Genomic DNA, 22,483 nt, shown 5'->3' with positions numbered 1-22,483 from the left:
TTTTCTCTTTTTTTGCTGAAACTTTTTTGAGCATAAGCTCCATTCAACCTAAACCTGATTATTTATGCGTAAAATTTTTACACACAAAATTTGTGCGTTCCTGCTTATTGTTTTTTCAACAGCCAAGGTATTTGCACAAACCACCATTTCTGGCACTGTTACCGATAAAAATTCCCACGAAAAACTGATTGGCGTAAGCGTAAGTTTGCGGGGCGGCACTGGCACTTCAACAGATGCGGCTGGTCATTTCAGCTTTAAAACCACTCGGCCAAAGCCCTTTATGCTGATTGTTTCTTACATCGGTTACCAAACGCTGGAGCAGCAGATCAGCGGTTCATCGGCCAACCTCAATTTTGAACTGCAGCAACAGGGCATTTTAGGTCAGGAAGTAGTTGTGGCCGCTTCCCGCACGCCGGAAAGGATCCTGGAATCTCCGGTTTCGATTGAACGCATGGGCACAACGGCCATCCGGCAATCGGCCGCGCCGTCTTTTTATGATGCTTTGGCCAACCTGAAAGGCGTGGAACTGAGTGCGCAAAGTTTAACTTTTAAATCTGTAAACACGCGCGGTTTCAATACCAATGGCAATGAGCGTTTTAACCAGTTTGTAGATGGAATGGACAACCAGGCACCGGGACTGAATTTTTCCATCGGTAACATTGTGGGCCTTTCCGAACTGGACGTGGACAATGCAGAGTTGCTGCCCGGCGCATCTTCCGCTTTGTATGGCGCAGGCGGAATCAACGGCACTTTGCTGCTCACCTCTAAAAGCCCGTTTACGCATCAGGGTTTGAGTGTTTTGTTGAAAACCGGCGTAAACCACGTAAACGATGATCAGCAAAAAGCAGCTGTTTACAATGATTACAGTTTGCGTTATGCCAAAGCTTTTAACAACAGGTTTGCGTTTAAGGTTGATTTTTCTTACTTAAAAGCAAACGATTGGCAGGCCAGAAATTACACAGATTACAACCGCTTAAACAGCATGACCAAAACCGGAACACGCACAACTGACCCCAATTATGACGGAGTAAATGTTTATGGCGATGAAATCAATACCACTTTTGGTGCCACGGCAGGCTTGCTGAATGGGCAAACGGTTTCGCGCACCGGTTATAATGAAAATACTTTGGTGGATTATGGCACCAAATCTATTAAAACTTTGGCTGCGTTGCATTACAAATTCAACGATAATTTAGAACTGATTGCACAGGGAAATTATGGGATCGGTACTTCGGTTTATACAGGTTCTGACCGGTACTCACTTAAAAACTTTACGCTGGGCCAATACAAACTGGAGTTGAAAGGGGCCGATTTCTTTTTACGCGGATACACAACGCAGGAACGTTCTGGTGATGCATATAACGCCACCGCTTTAGGAACTTTGATCAACGAATACTGGAAACCATCAACTACCTGGTTTACCCAGTTTGCACAAGCTTATAACGGTGCGCGTTTGGGTAGTCCGGCAGTGTTGATGCCTGCTGGTTTAACTGGTCCGCAAAGTGATGCCGTGGCGCAACAAATTGCACGTTCAGTTGCAGATAATGGTCGGCCACAGCCGGGTTCTTCTGCGTTTGAAGCTTTGAAAGATCAGGTAACCGGCAAAACCATCGGCCCTGGCGGCGGTGCCAAGTTTAACGATAAATCAAATTTGTACAATGCAGAAGGCATGTACAATTTTTCTAAACTACTTAATAATGTGGTTGATGTTTTGGTTGGTGCCAATTACCGGGTTTACAAACTCCATTCAGATGGCACTTTGTTTGATGATTTAAGCAGAAGCATCAATATTAATGAAGTTGGTGCCTACACACAAGTGGTCAAAAAGCTTTTTGATGACAAACTGAAGCTGACCGGTTCTGTCCGCTATGATAAAAACCAAAATTTTGAAGGACGTTTTACGCCCCGTATTTCGGGTGTTTATACTTTTTTGCCGAACAATAACATCCGTTTGTCTTATCAAACCGGTTACCGTAACCCAACCACGCAAAACCAGTATATTGATTTACTGGTTCGCCCAAACACCAGGATTATTGGCGGCTTGCCGGAAATTCTGGATAAGTACAATTTAAACACCAACAAAGCTTATACTTTAGAAAGTTTCAGGCAATTTAGCGCAACCGGAAACCCGGCCGTTTTGCAGCAATATACTTTTAGTAAGTTTAAGCCGGAAAGCGTACAAGCTTACGAGATTGGCTACAAAGGTTTGGTAACCGATAAACTTTTGCTGGATGCTTACTATTATTTTAACCGGTATAAAAACTTTATTTCCAACCAGATCCTGATCCAAAACCCAACGCCCGGAAACCCGGCCGGCCTGGCAAATTATCAGGTTTATACAACTTATGTAAACAACCCGGCAAAAGTTAAAACCAACGGCTTTGCGGTTGGTGCGGATTATCGTTTGTATAAATTTAACCTGACCGGAAACGTATCTTACAATCAACTGAACAGTTCCAGCAATGGTTTGATCAATCAATACAATACGCCAAAGTATCGTTATAATTTAGGCGTCAACAGCAGTAATATTTATAAAAATATCGGTTTTAATGCGCAGTATCGCTGGCAGGACCGGTTTTTATGGGAATCGCCGTTTGCAACCGGAGTGGTTGCGGCTTTCGGAACGGTGGACGCACAGGTATCTTACAAAATCACTGCTGCAAAATGTACATTGAAAGTTGGCGGTTCCAATGTGCTGAACAAGTATTATGTAACGTCTTACGGCAACCCGCAAATCGGCGCGGTTTATTATATTTCTTTGTTATTTGATCAGCTTTTGAAATAAGATTTTTAGGTACTGTTTAGATTTATGTCGAAAAAAAACATCATGCTTCTTTTATGCCCATAAATTTTGCTTTTTCAATTTTAGGCCGATAAAAGAAGCATGGATATTTCTGTTTTTTATAGCATAAAAGAAGCATTGAATATAGATTGGATAAAATTTAAACAAGCTCTTAACAGAAAATAAAAAAGGCTTAGTCGGAAATGACTAAGCCTTTTTTGGAGGTAATATTTTGTCAAGAAAATCTTAATTTGTTCTGGCTTGCAAAGCTGATGTTGTTTGCTGGTTTGATGTTTACTTTGCTGACTTTCAAATCACTCAATAACAAAGCTTTTAATTCTGCGTCAAACTTTTTGAGCATTTTATTAACTGAAGGTAAGTTGGTTTTCATAATATTTTGGTTACTTTTTGGGTTTATCAATGTGGTCTTTTTCTGTTAAATTATTTTTTCTGCGTTTGGCTTCGTTTACTTGTCTTGTAAATTGTTCTTCATCACGATTGTCGCCTGGTTTTTCCGGATTTGTTGGATCGGCCCAATCTTTTTCTTCGGAAGATTTATCTGGAATGCTGTTGTCAGTAATCATAATTTCATCTTGCTAATAATTGCAGTCCCAACTTAATGCCAGTATTTTTTCTTCGGAAGTAAAAAAACAAATAATGCTGTTTTTAGCAGGTAAAATCTTGAAAATCAACCTTAAATATATTTTTTTAAAATAAATAAAGTTTTTTTTGATGAAAAATACAGGCTTCTTTAAAAATTAGTGTATAAAAACAGCATCACTTCATTTGTAACTGTACAGTTTTCCGGTAAAACAGATGCACTAATGATGCTGCAACGGCCAAAGCCAGCCCAATAATCGTTACACCTTTCCACTCAAATCCGTTCCAGGCACGGCTGGCCAAAAATGTCCCGGTTGCGCCTCCCATAAAATACGAAACCATATAAACGGTGTTTAACCGGTTACGCGCCTCCGCAGAAAGTGTAAAAATCATGGTCTGATTGGAGATGTGTGTGGCCTGAACGCCCAAATCCAGCAAAATAACACCGGTAATTAAACCGGCAAGGCTTTTGGCCGAAACAAAAAACACGATATAGGAAACCACAATCAGCAAAACCGAAAACGTGGTGACTTGATAAGGATTGCCTTTATCACTGATTTTGCCCATAAAAACAGCACCGAGCGCACCAAAAGCACCAACCAAGCCGAACAAACCGGCTGCCTGGCTGCCCATATTAAACTGCGGCTGGCGGAGCAGGAAAATCAGGGTTGTCCAGAATGCACCGAAGCAGGCATAACATAAAAAACCGCGAATAGATGCCAATCTCAGCAACGGTTCTGTTTTGATTAAGGTGATGAGGGAGCGCATCAGGTTTGCATAATTGCCTTTGTATTGCGGCTCGATTTCGGGGAACAAAAAGTAAATTATCACCCATAAAAGAAGCATCATCCCGGCAGCAATCATAAACATTACCTGCCAGCCGTAATGCGCGCCGACGTAACCGCTGATCGTTCTCGAAAGTAAAATCCCGATCAGCAAACCGCTCATTACCTGGCCAACCGTTTTTCCGCGTTCTTCAGGTTTGGATAAATGTGCGGCCATCGGGATAATCAGCTGCGGGATGATAGACGTAAAACCGATTAAAAAGCTGGCCATCATCAGCACCAAAAAACTTTTTGCAAAAGCAGTAAGCAGGAGGGAAGCAATAATGAGTGCAAAATCGACCATGATCAGTTTTTTGCGTTTCAGCATATCGCCCAGCGGGATCAAAAACAACATGCCCGTGGCGTAACCAATTTGGGTAAGCATGGCAATGTAACCGGCCGAACCGTTGCTTACCCGGAAAGTGCGGGCAATATCGTCAAGCAGCGGCTGGCTGTAATATAAGTTGGCCACAACCAGTCCGGTGGCAACCGTCATCACCCATAAAGTTAGTTTGCTTAAACCGGGGTTGGTCTCAGCCGTATTTTTTTCATTCATGCCAGATAAACAATTATTGTCAACCAAGTTTTTGGGAAAACAATAGCGTTAAAATTTGGCAAAAAATTCTGACTTACAAAAAGAAATTGATTTAAAAATAATTTAACTTTACATAAATAAGCCAAACAACATAAACATCATCCTAAATTATTAATGTATGAGCACTTTGTACATAAACGTTATTGGCAAAAAAGCTGGGTCATGCTCAATGCTTTATTTTTTTGCTTGCTTTTTATTACTTTCCTGTAGTAAAAAGACCAATCCCACACCGCCGAAACTACCGGATATTACCCAGGAAGGCAAAAACACATTCGGCTGTTATGTTGACGGTACTTTGTGGCTGCCTACAAACAGGTTTGAATTATACCCAACACGGTTATGTGTGCGGTATGATGATACCCAAAGACTGAACATCACATGCTGGAGAGATAACACAATCACGGGGAAAAGAGGTAATGATATTATTGAAATCAACATTCAAAATATAACTGGTACCGGTACTTATGATTTAACAAATGCAGCAAGGGTTAGTTGTTATATACGGCTTGGAAATGAGACTTCACCACTTTCAGTTCCTACTGTAACGAAAGGCGCCCTTACCATTACCCGGTTTGACAGGGCTAAAAATATAGTATCCGGCCAGTTTGCTTTCACCATAAAAAATAATGATACTAACGTAATACATGAAGCTACAGAAGGCAGGTTTGACCTTCAGTTTGACTTCTGTATGTAATCCTACAAATGCAAATAATTTTAACACCTAATCCAGTAAGTTATGAAATTATTTACCAAAACCTTTATGCTCATAGGCATTGTATATCTGCTTGTAGATTTATCTTATGCACAAAATTTACGAGTGAGCAACTATACTCAAAACGGAATTCAATATACAGATTCCTTATATTTTACCCAGGATGAATATTCTAATTTTGTGTTTGGCAATTTAAACTTCCAAAGCATCAGTTCCGGCTATCTACTGGATAAATCATTAAACGCATTTGTTTCAGAAATTTATGACGGTAAAAACAGTAATGATTCTACCGTCCATAATATATCAGGATGGTTTAGCCTTTATACAAGGTTACAGGGTTCTAATGTAAACGGAAACGCTAACCTTCCGGATCCTGACTCTATTAGTACCAGGACAGGTTTTTACATCCGGCAAGGTCAAATCCCTTTAGTTTTGATCAATAAATCCTATCAGCGTATTAAAAACGACGCGCTTTTAACAGGTCTTTTTACCACTAATGCGGATAGTACACAACTGTACGATAACCCTTCAAGAACTACATCGCCCTATACAACAAGCAGGTTGTTTGTAAACAGCACCTATTGGCTGAACAAAACTTATACTTCTACAGGAGAGGTCCGATTTGTACTTCCGAACGAATTATTTATCAGGGATACAACAGGCGGGCCTTTGGAGGCTGATTTTGGAGATGGGAAAGGATACAGAACAATTCAGGTAAGTAGCCCGGTAAGTGTCCAATACAGTTCTTCCGGTATTAAAACGATAAAAATTAAAATCGAAGACATGGTTTCCATATCCGAATTCAACTTTACAAAAAGCGAAATTTATAATTCAGGCACTCAGGAAAACATATCTTTAGGCAATAATAACAGTACAAACGGCCTGGTTCACACAAATGGTGTCCCGCCTGCTCCCGAAGCATACTATACACAATATCTTGGGTGCGACCAGGTATTGAATAAGCCTATACTAATTGTTGAAGGCTTGGTTGTAGATGAAGATCCTTCTGCAAGTGAAATATTTGATAGGTTGAACCGTAATAACGGTAACTCGTTTCTTAATAATCTTCAACGCTTAGGCTATGATATATTGGTGGTAAAATTTACACAGAACCATGCAAGTATCTATGATAATGCAGCAGCCTTGGAAAGATTGATAGTGAGGGTAAATAATACCAAAACAGGTACAGAAAAATTGCACATCGTAGCCTTGAGCATGGGCGGCTTGGTTACAAAATACTGTCTAAAAAGTATGGAGAGTCGCAATGTAGCACATAATGTCCAAAATTATATATCTTATGATTCGCCACATGAGGGCGCAAATGTTCCCCTCGGTTTACAAATCTTACTAGACAGGGCAGGCAGGGCAACCAGAGATATCAGAAAAGACCCTTTATATCAACGTGTTTTTGATGCATTGAATTCGGTTGCAGCCAAACAATTGCTGCTTTTTCATTATAGTGATGTTTCAAATTCACATGCAAGCTTTGCGGCCAATTACGCTGCCATCGGTTTTCCAGTCAATTGTAACAATTATGCAGTAGCTGATGGGAGAGGTGATGCAATAGGGCTTGGTTATGGCGGTGGTTCACAGATGTTGGATATAAATGCAAAAAAGTTTGGTTTTAACCAGCAACAAAGGTTTTGGGCAACCAATACAACCAATTCTCAAATTATGTATTTTCATAATGGTGGGCTTGCCCCTTTTTTAGGAATTAAAGGTTTAAGCAATTTAACAAGTAGGGCAAGCTTTGCTACACCTTATGTGTTAGAACCTGTCCCCGGCAGTACAAGTGATGCACATATATCTTATGGCAATGGAGTTTTGGCCGGGCTAAAAGCCAGCGGAGTAAATACAACGATTAATTATTTTGGGATAAACGCTTACTCTTTTGTTCCTACTGTTTCGGCGTTAAACCTAAATAATCAGTCCTACGGCTTAAACGGGAGTTATTTACCCCATAATGCAGGTTTTAACGTATCAACAGGAAATGTAGTAGTTAACCAAATAACACCTTTTCAGGATGTAATCTTTTCAAATAGCAATTTGGAGCATTTGGCCATTACACCTGCTATAGCCAATTTTATTACTACCAAAATTTACGGTTCTGTTCCTAATTTCAATTGTAATGACCTTTGTTCGTCTACACCAACTTTTACTCCTACAACTGCTTTTTGCCAAAACGCAGACCAAATTGTTACCATGAACAATTTTCCACCAGGGGTAGGCATCTCTTGGTCTGCTCAGGCTGGTGTTGTTATTGTTTCTGGCCAAGGAACAAATCAAATACATATTATATCAAAACCAAAGGCCAAGGAACAAATCAAATACATATTATATCATTAAACTCTGGTAAGATTACACTTGCAGCTACTTTAACCAGGCCGGGATGTACATCTATTGCCTACCCTGTAAATTTATCTGTTACTGCTGTACCTCTACCGTCTATTGTTTATACTTTTAACGGTACAGATTGCTCAACAGCTACGGTTACAGCAAATGCACAGGGATCTTTGTATTATGACTGGCAAGCTACAAGGCGACGTATTGATTAATGGATCAAGTACCTCTTTAAATGGCGCGGGCTCACAAGTAACAATTAGTGCTTCGTATGGTGGTACAATAAAGGTTAGGGCAAATTATTCAGGTTGTGGGGTATCACAATTTAGTGAGCAATGCTTTACTCCATGCAGTCCCGGCCCGGCGCCTCTTACGATGATTTATAGTAACCCGCAGACAAACGAACCACTTATTGCCCAAGGACAATCCGTATATGGAGCTACAAGTTACAAGTGGTATAGTGATAATACTTTGATTGAAACTACAACTGACCCCTATTTAGAAACCAGAAACTGGCAGTGCGGTGATCATAACCTTAGTTGTTTTGCAGTTACAGATTGTGGGTTAAGCAGCGGTGCTTATGATAGCTATTGGGGATTATGTAGTGGCAGTTATTCTTATCGTGCTTATCCTAATCCAACCACAGACTATTTACGCATATCGCCTGTGCAAGAAAGTGCACAAGCAAAGGCTAATGGGAAAAGAATTCCCCCTAATGATTTTGACTACATTTTATACAACAACAAAGGAAAAGCTTTACGTTCAGGCAAATCTATAAAGGCTGAAGCAATGCTTGATGTAAGAGATTTGGAACGAGGAACTTATTTTCTGCATATTAAGCATGATAAGAAAACAGACCAAAAACAAATTGTAATTAATTAATTTCGATTAAAAGCAAGTAAATAAAGGATAAAATAAACCGACAAAATTATGCCGATAAAAGAAGCATTCGCATTTTTGGGGTCGAAGCATTTACGGTTTTAAGCGGAAGAATACATTCCGATTTTATGCCGATAAAAGAAGCATCACCAAATTTTAACCCAACAACCGATTGGTAAACCTAACTTTAATACCCAACTGAAAATTTTTGATGATCTTGAAAATCTCTTTTAAAGTAGCTTCTTCAATGGTGGTAAGTTTTTCAATAGGAATATAATTATCAGGATCTGTTTTATCGTGAATAATCTGGTTGGCCTGGTTTTTCAAGCGCATACTCATCAAAAAATAATACGACTGCGATAGTTCCTGCACTTCGGCTTCGGTAAAAACACCTTTTTGTTGCAAAGCTTTTAAGCGTTCGCCGGTGTTCACTTCAAAAACACGGTTTTTTAACGCATAAATCCGCACTAAATCTACAATTGGTGTCATCGCTTTTTTAATGTCGAAAACTTCCTGCTTGTCTTTGGTGATGGTGCGGATATTCCGGAAAAATGTAAGCGGCGGTTCGTACTGCAAAGCATTGTTGGCCATGTGGAAAAATACTTTCTCCATCGGTTTTTTCAAGGCATCGTCCAAAAAAGATTTCAAATCATTCATGATCGAAACCTCGCCATAAATAAACCGGCAATCAAAAAAAGTAGAAAAGTTGATGATCGTTTCCGGCACCGATTCTTCCATCCATTCGGTATAATTGCGTTTCCAATGCGATAAAGAATGCGTCCATTTCGGGTTTTTTGCCATAAAACCACCGCTGCAAAACACAAAGCCGATGGTGTTTAAGCGTTCGGAAACAATATCTGCAAAAGCTAAAAAATAACCGCGCACCAGTTCGCGGTGTTCGTTGGCTTTGTCTTCGTAAACAATGGCGTTGTCCTGGTCGGTTTTCAGTGATTGTTCCTTTCGGCCTTCACTTCCTAAAGCCATAAACACAAATTTGGCCGGCGGCGTGCCCAGTTCTGCAATGGCCGATTCGATCACTTTTAGTGCAATCGTATCGGCAATAGTGGTAATCACCTGATTGACAATCTCTGCATTCACGCCACGGTCCAGCAGTTGGATGACAAACAAGGGCACACGCTGCCATTTCTGCTTTAATTCGGTTACAGAAGAGGCCGATTTGACCGACTGGATAAATACAAGCGGCGATTGCGCCTGCTCGCTCAGCAGTTTATTGCGGCTTAAAGAACCTACATATTCGCCGTTTTCTTCTGTCAGCAAGTAGCGGGTTTTGGTGCGGAACATCATCAGCAAAGCCTCATAAACATAAGCTTGCGTGTTGATGGAAACAACAGGATTGTCCATCACACTGATGATTGGTCCGGCAGCGTCAACCTGTTTGGCCACCACATTGTCGCGGATGGTAATATCGGTTATGTAACCTTCGATTTTGCCCTGCTCGTTTTTTACAAAAAGGCAGCTTACTTTGGCTTTTGCCATCTGTGCGGCTGCCTGGTAAATCGGCGTATCGTAACTACAGGAAATGATTTTGCGCTGCTCAATATCGATGATTTTTTTAGAATAGATCTGATCCGTGGCACCACTGTTTTCGGCAAAAGAAGAAGGATTTTTAAAAAAGTTGGCAAACTCTTCGTTCATCATCCTTCGGCCAAAATCTATTGTAAAAAACTGAAAAAAAGCATCGAACGTTTGGCACAATGCTTTAAAGTTTTTTCGCGGCAGAAAATAAACAACTGTTCCTTCGCGGGCAATTACGGTGCGCAAAGAGCGGTTCCGGTTTAGCAGGATAGACTGGCCGCCAAAGCAAAAACCGGCCGTGTGCGTTTCTGCCAGCCGCATATTGTGCAAGTTATCGTAAATAAAAGATTGGTAACTGCCGGACATGATCAAATCCACGCCTTTCATTTTTGTAATTTCCTGCTGATAAATTACGTTTTCCTGGCTGTAGGTTATTTTTTGCATCTGCTGGGGCAGGCTTTCCAGAACTTCGGCAGGCAGCAAACTAAAAGGTACTGTCGTTTTTAAAAATTCAAGTATCTCCACGATAAATAAATAAAATGATCACTAAAAGAAGTATCAATAATACAACAAGCCAGCCGATAAAATGATTAAAAGGATGGACGTACGACTTTAACGAATGCTGGTTTTGGATCAGTTCGTCGTCTATTTCGCCTCGTTTAAGCAGTTCAAAAAAGCTTTCTGCCGTTGCAGTTGCATCATTTAAAGCATTATGCTGATGCAATAAAGGTGTATCAAAAAGCAATTGGTACAAATCGCCCAGTCGTAAATATTTGTTCTGCGGATGATTAATTAAATGCCTGGTTGCCAGCATAGTGCAAAAAGTTTGAAGGTTTAATGCCGGGTTTTCCACGCCCGAACGGTAAAAATCTGCCCCGATCACGCAATAATCAAGTTCCATAAAATGGCCAATCAGCAAAGGTTGATATTTTTCCATGTCGCGGGCCAGCAACTGCATCACTTCAAAACGAGGCTCGCCGTGGGTTTTTAAAAATTCGGGCGTAAAACCGTGTATTTGCTGTGCAGTAAGCGTGATCTTAAAATCATTGTCATTGATAAAATGATTTTCCTGCTTGATCAGCTGCCCGTGGCGGTTGTAAACCAGCCAGGAAATCTGGACTGCAAACGGCCAGTTTTTAGGTTTGCTAAGTGGTGCGTTCCATTTTTTAGGCAGTCCGGAAGCTTCTGTATCAATAAAAAGCAGGTTATCGGTCACATCTAAAAATAAAACGCATGAAAGGGATTTATTGGCGCTTTAAAATTACAAGGAATTACGGATAAGCAAAAAAATACCCGATAAAAACAGTATGTTTTCTACCGGGAAATTATCAGTAATGAAAATAAACAAACCCTGAATTCAGGCTGGTAAAAACAGCATCAGGCAAATGCGGCAGTTTTTTGCCGTATCAATTATCCAAACAAACTAAAGCGGGCTACTAATTGCCGCCGCTGGCCTGTTTCAGTTCTTCCGGGTTGTAACGCATTTGATAATAAGTCGTCTGGCTTCCGGCCGTATAAAATTCAATTGGTTCTTCCAATGATTTTGCATCTGCAACAGGTGTTTTGATGCGTGTTTGAATTAAAAAAACCAAGAAATTAAAAGTGCTTGAAAAAACGATTAAACCGGCCATCATCCAAAAATAATTTATAAACCCATAAATAATCAGCGAAAAAACCCCTATAAAAAAAACCGAATAGAAATAGTCTGATTTTTTCATTGTCCTAAACTCTACCGGTTTTATACGGTTGCGTTTTGCAGAATGTTACGGCCCGGGGTTTTAATACTTGTTGTGTTTAAAAGTGGTTTTTTGGCTGATGCTGTTTTTACCGGTATAAATCTGTCGCAGATTTAATTTTGTTCAAAATAAAAAAACCGCCTTTAATTATTTTAAAGGCGGTTTTTTGTATCATAAAAGAAGTATCGTTTACGAAGCATCTACCGAATCATAAATGGTAACTTTTTCCCACAAGTGCGAGCAGTTTTTTACAAAATCCTGATGTGTTGGATGGATTTGATAGGCATCATGATCTTCTAAACTGTTAAAAATCAGCAGTAAAGAAAAATCATAAGTAGTATCAATAACCGGCCGATTCGTGCTGGCTTTTACGCCAATATGTATCATTTTCTTTGGTTCGACGGAAGCCAAAGTTTGCAATCCTTTCAACAGATCCGCTCGGTCTGTATTGCTGTTTTTATCTTTCAGCCAGAAAAAAACGTGGTGTATGAACATGGTTTGTGTTTTATTTAACGGTAATTATTGCAATGCTTCTTTTATCGGCTAAAAAATGGTTTACCCTTATGCCAAAACCTTTTTCCAACTCACCAAATCACCAATAATTTTTTCCAGATCTTCCGCTTTAACACGTTCCTGAATCATTGTATCACGGTGACGGATAGTTACCGAATCATCTTCCAAAGTTTGATGATCTATGGTGATGCAAAATGGCGTCCCGATTGCATCTTGCCTGCGATAACGTTTCCCGATAGAATCTTTTTCATCATATTGCATATTAAAATCCAATTTCAGTTTGTCCATAATTTCCCGCGCTTTTTCGGGCAAGCCGTCTTTTTTGGTCAAAGGTAAAATCGCGGCCTTAATTGGAGCCAAAGCAGGAGGGAACTTCAGTACAATCCGCCTGTCTTTTTTATCGCCTTCGCTTAAATCCTGTTCTTCGTACGCGTTGATCAGCGTTAATAAAAACATGCGGTCCAAACCAATCGAAGTTTCGATCACATACGGCACATAACTTTGCTTGTCTTTGTCAGTTTCCTGCGGATCGAAGAAACGCAGTTTTTTCCCGGAGAATTTTTCATGCTGGGAAAGATCAAAATCTGTACGACTATGGATGCCTTCTACTTCTTTAAACCCAAACGGAAACTCAAACTCAATATCTGTTGCGGCGTTGGCATAATGCGCCAGTTTGGTATGATCATGAAAACGATATTTTTCGGGAGAAGTGCCCAAAGCCAAATGCCATTTTAAACGCGCGGCTTTCCAATGTTCAAACCATTCCATTTCGGTTCCTGGTTTGATAAAAAACTGCATTTCCATCTGCTCAAATTCGCGCATCCGCAAAATAAACTGACGCGCAATTACTTCATTCCGAAAGGCTTTACCAATTTGTGCAATACCAAACGGAATTTTCATCCGGCCGGATTTCTGCACGTTTAAAAAGTTAACAAATATGCCCTGCGCCGTTTCCGGGCGTAAATAAACCTGGTCAGAACCTTCTGCCATCGCCCCAAATTGTGTGGAAAACATGAGGTTAAACTGGCGGACTTCCGTCCAGTTACGTGTTCCGGAAACCGGATCAGCGATTTGTTCTTCTTCGATTATCTCCTTTAATTTTGCTAAATCATTTTCTTCAAGAGCAGATTGAAATTTATAGAAAACATTCCAAGCTTTTACATATTCAGGGACATTGTTTAAAAGAATTATGTTAAACTTCATTATATTCAAATCATCAATAACATCTTCCTTTTTGAATGTCTCAGACCAATCCCAAGATGGAGTATTTATTTGAGAACTTGCTTTATCGAATGAAAAGCCGAATTCAGCTTTGAAAACTCTGTAAGGATAAAATTCCTTTTCTAAGCCGTTTGAATCTGTAAGCATGAACTTATCATCATTAATATCAGTTCCATGCAATTCTTTGTAATATTTTTCCGCTTTTTCAAAAGATTTTGAAAGTAACTTTTCAATTTTATCCTCAATCAACTGATCTGCGCGATAACGTTTTTTAGAATCCTTGTTATCAATCATCGGGTCGTTAAAACCGGCCACGTGTCCGCTCGCTTCCCATATTTTTGGGTGCATAAAAATAGCAGAATCAATGCCTACAATATTTTCATTTAATTGCACCATGGCTTTCCACCAATAGGTTTTGATGTTGTTTTTCAGTTCCGATCCGTACTGGCCATAATCATAAACGGCACTTAAACCATCATATATTTCGCTGGACTGGAACACAAATCCATATTCCTTGGCGTGGGAAATCACATCCTTAAAAAGCTCGTCGTTGTTTTTGCTCATAACAAAGGCAAAGATAATTTTTAGGAATCAAGAATTTGTAGATTTGTTAAAGAACAAGCTTAGTATTGGTATGGAAAACGAAATTGCAAAACCAGTTACTCTTTTTAACACACCAAAAGGAGTTCTTCTGTATATTTTGGCTGTTTGTGTTTCCGGACCAATTGCGATGGTTTTCCCTTATATTTTTCATGGAACATATGCATCATGTGTTTTTGGTGCAATTAGCTTCTTCGCTTTTCCTTTTATCTGCTTTCCATTTATAAAAAAGATGTGTACAAGAAACGCAAGTTTTGTAGTAAATAAACTTGGTTTTGAAGTGCACGAAACTGACGAAGAAGACAATACCATTATCAATTGGGATGAAATAGCAAGCTACCGGATACGGCCTTTTAAAGCACTTTCGGGAAAAGGTTTTGTAGTGAAAATACATTGTAAAAGCGGTAGTAATTTTAAGTTTGAAATTATTGATTCTTGGAATTTATATGATGCGGTAAATGAAGAATCGGTAATAGTTTTAATTTGTCAGCATATTAGCAAGTACAACGGGCAGCAGACAAATGATAAAAATAAAATCATTCTTTTACCTGGGTTTTTTGCTTCAAAAATTGGAGTTTATTTGTTTTGGTTGCCAATTTTGTTAGTGATTTTTGATTTAATATATCGTTTAACACATCCTATGGTTCTTAAAAAGGATGTTCTTTTCTTTTTCTTTGTTGTGATGCTTACCTTAAACTTATTTGGACAAAGAAAAAAAAGCAAACAAACTTTTGAAAAGTTATCAGAATTGCAGTAATGCTTGTGCTAATATTCTGGAACTAAGATTTAGTATGAAACAATGTGTAGTTTTGTGTATTACCAAAATCCGCAAAGCCATGAACGAAAAAGAGCTCTTAAGCAGAATTACCATCAATCCTGAAATCTGCCATGGTAAACCAACGATCCGTAACAGACGGTACATGGTAGAAGTAATTTTAGATTTATTATCCTCCGGAATGACTAATCAGGAGATTTTAGAAGATTTTCCAGAATTGCAAGAAGAAGATATTTTAGCTTGCTTGGCTTTTGCAGCGAAATTGCTTCGGGTGAAATTTGTTTCTGCAGTTCTTGCATGAAGTTTCTGATTGATGCACACATTTCGCCATTACTATGTGAAATATTGAAGCAAAAAGGTTATAATACTAAACACGTCGGAGAATTACTGATCGGAACACTTACTCCAGACAATATTATTATGGGTTTTGCTGATGAAGAAAGTCGCGTAATGGTCACTAAAGATTATGACTTTTATTACGCTCATGTGATGTATAAAAAACCTTCGAAACTTTTACTGATAACCACAGGTAATACCAGAAATCGGATTTTATTCGATTTGATAAGAAACAATTTGGCTTTGATAGAATCACTTTTTGAAAGTTATGATTTTCTTGAACTTAGTGCTGACGGAGTTGTTATTCGTTGAAGCTGATAGCCGAAAGCTTAAAGCTAATAGCCATAAATGAGCATCCAAGTCCAAAACCTTACTAAAATTTACGGCACGCAAAAAGCCATTGATTCTATTTCTTTTTCCGCAGAACCAGGGAAAGTTTTAGGTTTTTTAGGTCCGAACGGCGCAGGTAAATCAACCACGATGAAAATCCTGACGTGCTTTATCCCACAAACTTCCGGTACGGCAATGGTTAGTGGTTTTGATACGATAAAAGAAGCATTGCAAGTGCGCCAACAAATTGGTTACCTGCCGGAAAGCAACGCGCTTTACCAGGATTTGTACGTAAAAGAAGCATTGGCATTTGTGGCTTCGATCCATAAAATCCATGAACCTGAAAAACGGATTGCCGAAATAATTGAGCAAACCGGCCTCGGCCCAGAGCAGAAAAAGAAAATCGGACAACTATCCAAAGGCTACAAACAGCGCGTTGGCTTGGCGCAGGCCATTTTGCACAACCCGCAGGTTTTGATTTTGGACGAACCAACTTCCGGCCTTGACCCGAATCAGTTAATCGGTATCCGAAATTTGATTAAAGAATTAGGCAAAAACAAAACCGTGGTTCTTTCCACCCATATTATGCAGGAAGTAGAAGCCGTTTGCGATCAGGTGGTCATCATCAACAAAGGCAAAATTGTGGCCGATCAAACTTTGCCAAACCTGTATCAACAATATCCCCAACAAACGCTGGAACAAATTTTCATTAAATTAACCAATTAGCACAATCCTGATGCTGTTTTTACCATATAAAATTTAGTTTTCGTAGCTGTTGGCACAAGCTTTTTGCTTTGCGGTTAATTGCCTAATTTCGACATTCAATTTTTTTCGGTGTTAACGATCCTTCAAAAAGAAATCACTTCTTACCTCAGTTCGCTGGTTGCGTACGTTACTATCGGCGTTTTTCTGCTTGTTTTAGGCTTGTTTTTGTGGGTTTTTCCGGATACCAGCGTGCTCAATTACGGTTATGCTGATCTCGGCAGCCTGTTCAATACCACGCCTTATTTATTCATGTTTTTGATTCCGGCCATCACGATGCGCTCGCTGGCGGAAGAAAAAAAAGAAGGGACTTTTGAGTTGCTCGCAACAAGCCCGATTACAGACTGGCAGATTGTTTTAGGTAAATATCTGGCTTGTTTGCTGCTGGTTTTGCTGGCTTTGGTCCCAACTTTGGTTTACGTTTATTCAGTTTCTGAGTTGGGAAACCCGATTGGAAACCTGGATTCCGGTGCCGTGATCGGTTCGTATATCGGTTTGTTTTTGCTGGGCGGTACGTTTGTGGCAATCGGCATATTCGCTTCTTCTATCACCAAAAACCAGATTATTGCCTTTACGGTTACTGTTTTTATATGCTTTTTTTTGTTCAGCGGATTTGATTCTTTTAGCGGATTGCTGTCGTTTCAAAACTCCGAAATACAAAATTTTGGCATCAACGAACATTACCAGGCCATCAGTCGCGGCGTTTTGGATACGCGCGATCTGGTTTATTTTTTAAGTGTAAGCGGTTTGTTTTTATTGCTGACTAAAACCGTTCTGGGAGGAAGAAAATGGTAAGCTTCCGCAAGAAGAAAGATTTGCTGCAAGTTGGCTTTGTGCTGCTGATGCTTCTTTTATCGAACATTTTTTCTGATTATTTTTTCACCCGTTTTGATTTTACTTCCGAGAAACGCTTTACACTTTCGCCCATCACCCGAAATTTGGTGGACAGTTTGAAAAAGCCGGTTATCATTACCGTTTTTTTGCAGGGCGATTTTCCGGCCGGATTTAAACGCTTACAACGCGCCACCCGGGATTTGCTGGATGATTATAATGCCTTTGGCCATGATCGTTTAAAAGTAGAATTTGTTGATCCGCTGGCTGGCGCAAATCAGGATGAACAAACCAAAATTCTACAGGATTTACAAAGTCAAGGCATCGAGCCAACCAACCTTAGCATAAAAACGGAAAGCGGATTATCCCAAAAAATCATTTTTCCGGCGGCGTTGGTAAAGTGCGGCGACAAGCAAATCCCCGTTAAATTATTGCAAACCCGCATCGGTTTATCACCCGAAGAAGTGCTGAACAATTCAATCCAAAACCTGGAATACGCCTTTTCTTCTGCCATAAAAAAAGCATCGAGCGGTGGCAAACCTCGCATTGGTTTTACAGAAGGCCATCACGAACTATCTGATTTACAGTTGAATGATGCCTTGCGTTCTTTGTCTGATGGTTTTGAAGTTGGCCGCGTAAACCTCAAAACAATCCCTTTTGCCAATATCGAAAAATTAAGTTTGCTGATCGTTCCAAAACCGGACCTGCCATTTACCGAACTGGAAAAATTCAAAATAGATCAATATTTAATGCGTGGCGGCCGGATTTTGTGGACCATTGATCCGGTTACTGCCGAAATGGACAGCCTGCGCGGGCACGGCGGCGAGCAATTGGCTTTCAACAAACAACTGAACCTGGACGATCAGCTTTTCAGTTACGGTATCCGCTTAAATTTTGATTTGATTGCCGATATCAGTTGCGCACAGATTCCGGTAAATACGGGCAACGTGGCTGGCCAGGGGCAAATCCAGCTGCTTCCCTGGCTATTTTACCCGGTTCTGATGCCGGTTTCCAAACATCCGCTGGTAAAAAACCTAAATGGCATCCGTACAGAATTTGTCAGTTCTATAGATACAATTGCCGTTCCCGGAATCAAAAAAACGGTACTGCTGGCTTCGTCGCCTTACAACCAAAAAATCACTACGCCGCACTTAATTTCATTGCAAATGCTGGAGCAGGAACCCGACCCGAAAGATTTTCAAAGCACGCCAAAAACAGTTTCCGTTTTGCTGGAAGGAAAATTCAAATCTGATTTCAAAAACCGACCTGTCCCGGAAGGTTTTACAGAAAAAATTGCTGTGTTACCGCAAAGTAAACCCACCAAAATGATTGTCATCAGCGATGGCGATGTGTTTAAAAACCAGATCAACGAAGCAGACGGATCGCCGTTTCCGCTGGGTTTTGACCGATACACACAGCAAACTTACGGCAATAAAAACCTGCTGCTCAACATTGCCGATTACTTAACGGATGATTCCGGTTTGATCAGTCTGCGCAACAAAGAAATCAAGATCCGCCTGCTTGACCGCGCACAAATCAAAAGCTCAAAACTGTACTGGCAACTCATCAACACCGTGCTTCCGATAGTGATGCTTCTTTTATATGCTATTTTTCAACAATATTTCCGCAGGAGAAAGTATGCCGCTTAAATTTTCTACTTTTGGTAGATCAATTTTTTAATTTTTATGAGATTTATTGTTTCTACATCAACCTTGCTCAAACAGTTGCAGGCTGTGGGCGGGGCTTTGAGCAGCAGCACCGTTTTGCCAATTTTAGAAAACTTTTTGTTCCGCATACAGGATGGAAATTTAACTATTTCTGCTACCGATCTGCAAACCAGCATGACCACTTCCTTACCAGTAGAAACGCAGGAAAACGGCCGTATCGCCATTCCTTCGCGCATTTTGCTGGACACTCTAAAATCATTGCCAGAGCAGCCGGTTACGTTTTCGGTGGATGACAAAACATTTGGGGTAGAAATTAAAGCCGGCGACGGAAGCTATAAATTAAGCGGTGAAAACGGTGAAGATTTCCCGAAAATCCCGGTGGTAGAAAACGCTTCGTCCGTAAACCTGCCTGCCTCGGTTTTGGCAGAAGCGATCAACAAAACCATTTTTGCGGTTAGTAATGATGAATTGCGGCCCGCCATGACGGGCGTTTACTGTCAGCTTTCGCCGCAGCATTTTACGTTTGTAGCTACAGACGCGCATAAATTAGTCCGTTACCGCCGTAAAGATGCACATTCAGAAAAAGCCACTTCTTTTATCATGCCAAAAAAAGCATTGAATTTATTGAAGTCGTCGCTGCCGTCAGAAGATGTAAATGTTTCGGTAGAATACAACAATACCAGCGCATTTTTTAAATTCGGAAATATTAATCTGGTTTGCCGTTTGATCGATGAGCGTTACCCGGATTATGATGCGGTTATCCCGTTGAACAACCCCAATAAACTGACTATTGACCGCCTTTCGTTTTTAGGTTCGTTAAGCCGTGTGGCCATTTACGCCAACAAAACCACCCATCAGGTACGGTTAAAAATTGAAGGAAACGAACTTAATATTTCTTCGGAAGATATTGATTTCTCCAACGAAGCCCACGAAAAACTGACTTGTGCTTACGAAGGCGAAGATTTGGAAATCGGTTTTAACGCCCGTTTTTTAATTGAAATGCTGCGTAATTTAAGTTGCGAAGAAGTATCGCTGGAAATGTCGACCCCAAACCGTGCCGGATTGTTATTGCCGCAAGGTGGTGATGAAAACGAAGATGTGCTGATGTTGGTGATGCCGGTTATGCTGAATTCGTACGCATAAAAAATAGACGATACTTTTTTTATCGAGGTATTTTCAGTGTAACAAACCGCTTGATTCTCCGTAAGCTTTACGAAATCGAGCGGTTTTTTTATGAAGACAATTCTGCAGTTATGCAAACGAAACCTGTTGATTGCCTTTGCAGCATCCGTCACTTGTTTCTCGTCCTGTAAAACAAATGTCCCTACGGATACACCTGTGGGCAATGCCCATTTATTGCTGGTAAATGCAGCACCCAATGCTACAGCTTTAAATTTTTACGACAGTGGCAACAAGCTCAACACCGTACCTTTAGTTTATGGCAACACAACCGGTTACCAAACCATAACTTCAGGTTCACATGAAATTCAAATCAAAGCTAATTTGAGTAATAAACTGCTTGCCACAAATACAATACGGCTAAAGCAGGATTCAAGCTACAGTTTTTTTGTGTACGAAGCCAATAATACGGTCAAAGCAACAACCAGTTATGATGATTTAAGCACCCCTTCATTCGGTAATTCTAAAATCAGGCTGGTAAATCTATCGGCCGGACTTTCATCCGCAGATTTATTGATCACCAACGGTCCGGAGCTGGCTTCCGGTGTCAGTTTTGGTTCGATTGGGGTTTATCAGGAATTAAAAGCCGGAACTTACAACTTTGATTTGCGTTTGCACGGCAGCAACAGCATTTTGTTAAACCTGCCGAATGTGCGGTTGGACAATGGTAAAACCTACACCATTTGGTGCGGTGGCACTATAAAAGGAAGCGGCATTACAGCTTTATCAACCCAAATTATTACCCGGTAAAAGAAGTATCAGTTCGGCCAAAATCACACCAATTTATAATGTAATTTTGCAGCATGAACCAACTGAAAACATTATTTGCCGGATTGATCATCAGCTATTTCAGCTTGATTGTCCTTTCGTGCAATACTTCGGGTGTATCGCCGGCACATCATTCGCGCTTGCAGGTAATCAATGCTTTGGCGGGCAGTACGCCAATTAATTTCAGTTTAAATTCTACCCAAAAAAACACTTCTGTTATTACTTTTCCCGGTTCTTCCGGTTATATCAGTGTTTCCCCGGGTTCAAATTATATCCGGTTTATCACATCGGCTTCTACAACCAATTTATCTACCAGAGACACTGCACAACAACATTTAAACCTGACTGCCGATAGCAGTTATTCTGTTTTTTTGACCGGCTCAACCAGTAATTACAGTCTGCTGAAAGTCAATGATATTTTGACCAATCCGGCCAATACCAGGGCAAAAATCAGGTTTGTGAACGTAGCCCCGGATGCCGGAGCGTTGGACATTACCATCAATGGCACAGGTATTTACAGCAAAATTGCTTACAAAAGCGTTGCGCCTTTTGTTGAAGTTCCGGCCGGTACGTATGAGTTTAAGGCGATGAAAACCGGCATAACGGGCACTACGCTGGCAACTTTATCCAATCAGGTTTTGGCAGATGGAAAAGTTTATACACTTTACGCCGCCGGTTTAACAACATCAACTGCTGTAAATGCGGCATTTAGTTTAACCGTAATGGCTAATTTGCTGCCGGCTATAAAGTAGCAGTAGTGCGATGCTGTTTTTATCGGCTATATTTTTACTTTTGAAAATTAAACTCACACATTTTGGAGATTATTAGAACCATTATAGATTTTATCCTGCACATTGACAAGCACCTGATTGAAATCACACAGCAGTATCAAGGCTGGACGTACCTCATCCTTTTCTTTATCATTTTTGCCGAAACCGGGTTTGTGGTCACACCTTTTTTGCCCGGGGATTCTTTACTTTTTGCTGCCGGCGCACTGATTGCACATGGCAATTCGGGTTTGAACATTTATTTATTATTGCTGATTTTGATTGTGGCAGCCGTTTTGGGCAACACCACCAATTACGAACTGGGGAAATTTTTCGGGTTGAAGGTTTTTAAGCCGGAAAACAAAATCTTGAAGCTGGAATACTACCTCAAAACCAAAGAATTTTTTGATACGCATGGTGGTAAAGCAGTCATTTTCAGCCGTTTCCTGCCAATATTCAGAACGGTTGCGCCATTTGTTGCCGGTGTTGGCAAAATGCCTTTAGGCAAATACACGTTGTATAATTTTATCGGTGGTGCTGCCTGGATTACTTTGTTTTTGTTTTTAGGTTATTTCTTCGGAGGAATACCGGTTGTAAAGCGGAACTTTACCATTGTAGTGATTTTGATTATTTTAATTTCCGTTGTTCCGCCGATAATTGCCGCTATCAAAAGCCGATCAACTAAAAAAACTACTTCAGCCTGAATTTAGGTCGATAAAAGAAGCATTGT

22 protein-coding genes are annotated in these 22,483 nt (G+C 40.3%); 14 read left to right on the top strand and 8 right to left on the bottom strand.

Translation table 11 applies throughout. The features are described 5' to 3' along the window. Positions 1–64 precede the first annotated feature (64 nt). Positions 65–2,785: a TonB-dependent receptor gene (locus tag ACOFKR_RS13205; RefSeq protein WP_419801273.1), complete on the top strand. Its 2,721-nt coding sequence runs from the start codon at positions 65–67 to the stop codon at positions 2,783–2,785. Positions 2,786–3,017: 232 nt separating this feature from the next. On the opposite strand, the gene ACOFKR_RS13200 is transcribed toward ACOFKR_RS13205, so the two are convergent. The 3 genes from ACOFKR_RS13200 to ACOFKR_RS13190 form a co-directional block, all read right to left on the bottom strand. Further along, on the bottom strand, positions 3,018–3,173 hold the full coding sequence (locus ACOFKR_RS13200; protein WP_419801272.1) for a hypothetical protein: 156 nt from the start codon (positions 3,171–3,173) through the stop codon (positions 3,018–3,020). 10 nt (positions 3,174–3,183) lie between these two features. Next, complete coding sequence (locus ACOFKR_RS13195) at positions 3,184–3,366, bottom strand: hypothetical protein (RefSeq protein ID WP_419801271.1); 183 nt, start codon at positions 3,364–3,366, stop codon at positions 3,184–3,186. A 193-nt stretch (positions 3,367–3,559) separates the two neighbouring features. Beyond that, the gene (locus ACOFKR_RS13190) at positions 3,560–4,762 is read right to left on the bottom strand and encodes an MFS transporter (protein WP_419801270.1); all 1,203 of its coding nucleotides are present in this window, start codon (positions 4,760–4,762) and stop codon (positions 3,560–3,562) included. 157 nt (positions 4,763–4,919) lie between these two features. Here ACOFKR_RS13190 and ACOFKR_RS13185 point away from each other — a divergent pair, with 157 nt between their 5' ends. The 3 genes from ACOFKR_RS13185 to ACOFKR_RS13175 all read left to right on the top strand — a co-directional run bounded on the left by ACOFKR_RS13185 (position 4,920) and on the right by ACOFKR_RS13175 (position 8,735). Beyond that, positions 4,920–5,495, top strand: a complete 576-nt coding sequence (locus ACOFKR_RS13185) for a DUF6252 family protein (protein WP_419801269.1) — start codon at positions 4,920–4,922, stop codon at positions 5,493–5,495. Positions 5,496–5,537: 42 nt separating this feature from the next. Next, on the top strand, positions 5,538–7,859 hold the full coding sequence (locus ACOFKR_RS13180; RefSeq protein WP_419801268.1) for an esterase/lipase family protein: 2,322 nt from the start codon (positions 5,538–5,540) through the stop codon (positions 7,857–7,859). A gap of 174 nt (positions 7,860–8,033) precedes the next feature. Next, on the top strand, positions 8,034–8,735 hold the full coding sequence (locus tag ACOFKR_RS13175) for a T9SS type A sorting domain-containing protein (RefSeq protein ID WP_419801267.1): 702 nt from the start codon (positions 8,034–8,036) through the stop codon (positions 8,733–8,735). Positions 8,736–8,888: 153 nt separating this feature from the next. Here the strand turns inward: ACOFKR_RS13175 and ACOFKR_RS13170 are convergent, their stop codons facing one another. The 5 genes from ACOFKR_RS13170 to ACOFKR_RS13150 all read right to left on the bottom strand — a co-directional run bounded on the left by ACOFKR_RS13170 (position 8,889) and on the right by ACOFKR_RS13150 (position 14,302). After that, on the bottom strand, positions 8,889–10,793 hold the full coding sequence (locus tag ACOFKR_RS13170; RefSeq protein ID WP_419801266.1) for a DUF294 nucleotidyltransferase-like domain-containing protein: 1,905 nt from the start codon (positions 10,791–10,793) through the stop codon (positions 8,889–8,891). Further along, complete coding sequence (locus ACOFKR_RS13165) at positions 10,780–11,484, bottom strand: exonuclease domain-containing protein (protein ID WP_419801265.1); 705 nt, start codon at positions 11,482–11,484, stop codon at positions 10,780–10,782. Before ACOFKR_RS13165 ends, ACOFKR_RS13170 begins: the two co-directional genes overlap by 14 nt. A gap of 220 nt (positions 11,485–11,704) precedes the next feature. Continuing rightward, complete coding sequence (locus tag ACOFKR_RS13160; RefSeq protein ID WP_419801264.1) at positions 11,705–11,986, bottom strand: hypothetical protein; 282 nt, start codon at positions 11,984–11,986, stop codon at positions 11,705–11,707. A 207-nt stretch (positions 11,987–12,193) separates the two neighbouring features. Further along, positions 12,194–12,499: a Dabb family protein gene (locus ACOFKR_RS13155; protein WP_419801263.1), complete on the bottom strand. Its 306-nt coding sequence runs from the start codon at positions 12,497–12,499 to the stop codon at positions 12,194–12,196. A 66-nt stretch (positions 12,500–12,565) separates the two neighbouring features. After that, positions 12,566–14,302: a glycine--tRNA ligase gene (locus ACOFKR_RS13150; protein ID WP_419801262.1), complete on the bottom strand. Its 1,737-nt coding sequence runs from the start codon at positions 14,300–14,302 to the stop codon at positions 12,566–12,568. 70 nt (positions 14,303–14,372) lie between these two features. On the opposite strand from ACOFKR_RS13150, the gene ACOFKR_RS13145 reads away from it, so the two are divergent. The 10 genes from ACOFKR_RS13145 (at position 14,373) to ACOFKR_RS13100 (ending at position 22,457) form a co-directional block, all read left to right on the top strand. Then, positions 14,373–15,095: a hypothetical protein gene (locus tag ACOFKR_RS13145; protein ID WP_419801261.1), complete on the top strand. Its 723-nt coding sequence runs from the start codon at positions 14,373–14,375 to the stop codon at positions 15,093–15,095. A gap of 79 nt (positions 15,096–15,174) precedes the next feature. Further along, positions 15,175–15,414, top strand: a complete 240-nt coding sequence (locus tag ACOFKR_RS13140) for a DUF433 domain-containing protein (RefSeq protein WP_299284521.1) — start codon at positions 15,175–15,177, stop codon at positions 15,412–15,414. Beyond that, positions 15,411–15,761 carry a DUF5615 family PIN-like protein gene (locus ACOFKR_RS13135; protein ID WP_419801260.1) on the top strand — a complete coding sequence of 117 codons (351 nt, stop codon included), beginning with the start codon at positions 15,411–15,413 and terminating at the stop codon, positions 15,759–15,761. Before ACOFKR_RS13140 ends, ACOFKR_RS13135 begins: the two co-directional genes overlap by 4 nt. A gap of 36 nt (positions 15,762–15,797) precedes the next feature. Further along, positions 15,798–16,505: an ATP-binding cassette domain-containing protein gene (locus ACOFKR_RS13130; protein WP_419801259.1), complete on the top strand. Its 708-nt coding sequence runs from the start codon at positions 15,798–15,800 to the stop codon at positions 16,503–16,505. A 108-nt stretch (positions 16,506–16,613) separates the two neighbouring features. Beyond that, positions 16,614–17,336 (top strand): gliding motility-associated ABC transporter permease subunit GldF, encoded by a 723-nt coding sequence (gene gldF / locus ACOFKR_RS13125; RefSeq protein WP_419801258.1) that lies wholly within the window; start codon positions 16,614–16,616, stop codon positions 17,334–17,336. After that, a complete protein-coding gene (gene gldG / locus ACOFKR_RS13120; protein WP_419801257.1) occupies positions 17,330–19,021 on the top strand; it encodes a gliding motility-associated ABC transporter substrate-binding protein GldG in 1,692 nt (563 codons plus the stop codon). Before gldF ends, gldG begins: the two co-directional genes overlap by 7 nt. A 36-nt stretch (positions 19,022–19,057) precedes the next feature. Further along, a complete protein-coding gene (gene dnaN, locus ACOFKR_RS13115; protein WP_419801256.1) occupies positions 19,058–20,182 on the top strand; it encodes a DNA polymerase III subunit beta in 1,125 nt (374 codons plus the stop codon). Positions 20,183–20,272: 90 nt separating this feature from the next. Next, positions 20,273–20,968 (top strand): DUF4397 domain-containing protein, encoded by a 696-nt coding sequence (locus ACOFKR_RS13110; protein ID WP_419801255.1) that lies wholly within the window; start codon positions 20,273–20,275, stop codon positions 20,966–20,968. A gap of 53 nt (positions 20,969–21,021) precedes the next feature. Continuing rightward, entirely contained in the window at positions 21,022–21,738 is a 717-nt protein-coding gene (locus ACOFKR_RS13105) for a DUF4397 domain-containing protein (RefSeq protein WP_419801254.1), read from the top strand. A 62-nt stretch (positions 21,739–21,800) separates the two neighbouring features. Next, positions 21,801–22,457 carry a DedA family protein gene (locus ACOFKR_RS13100; protein WP_419801253.1) on the top strand — a complete coding sequence of 219 codons (657 nt, stop codon included), beginning with the start codon at positions 21,801–21,803 and terminating at the stop codon, positions 22,455–22,457. Positions 22,458–22,483: the final 26 nt, after the last annotated feature.

It is taken from the genome of Mucilaginibacter sp., from assembly GCF_965201005.1.
In the GTDB taxonomy this organism is placed as follows: domain Bacteria; phylum Bacteroidota; class Bacteroidia; order Sphingobacteriales; family Sphingobacteriaceae; genus Mucilaginibacter_A.
The sequence above is the reverse complement of the archived record's forward strand: the minus strand, read 5'-3'. Positions and strand labels throughout refer to the sequence as shown.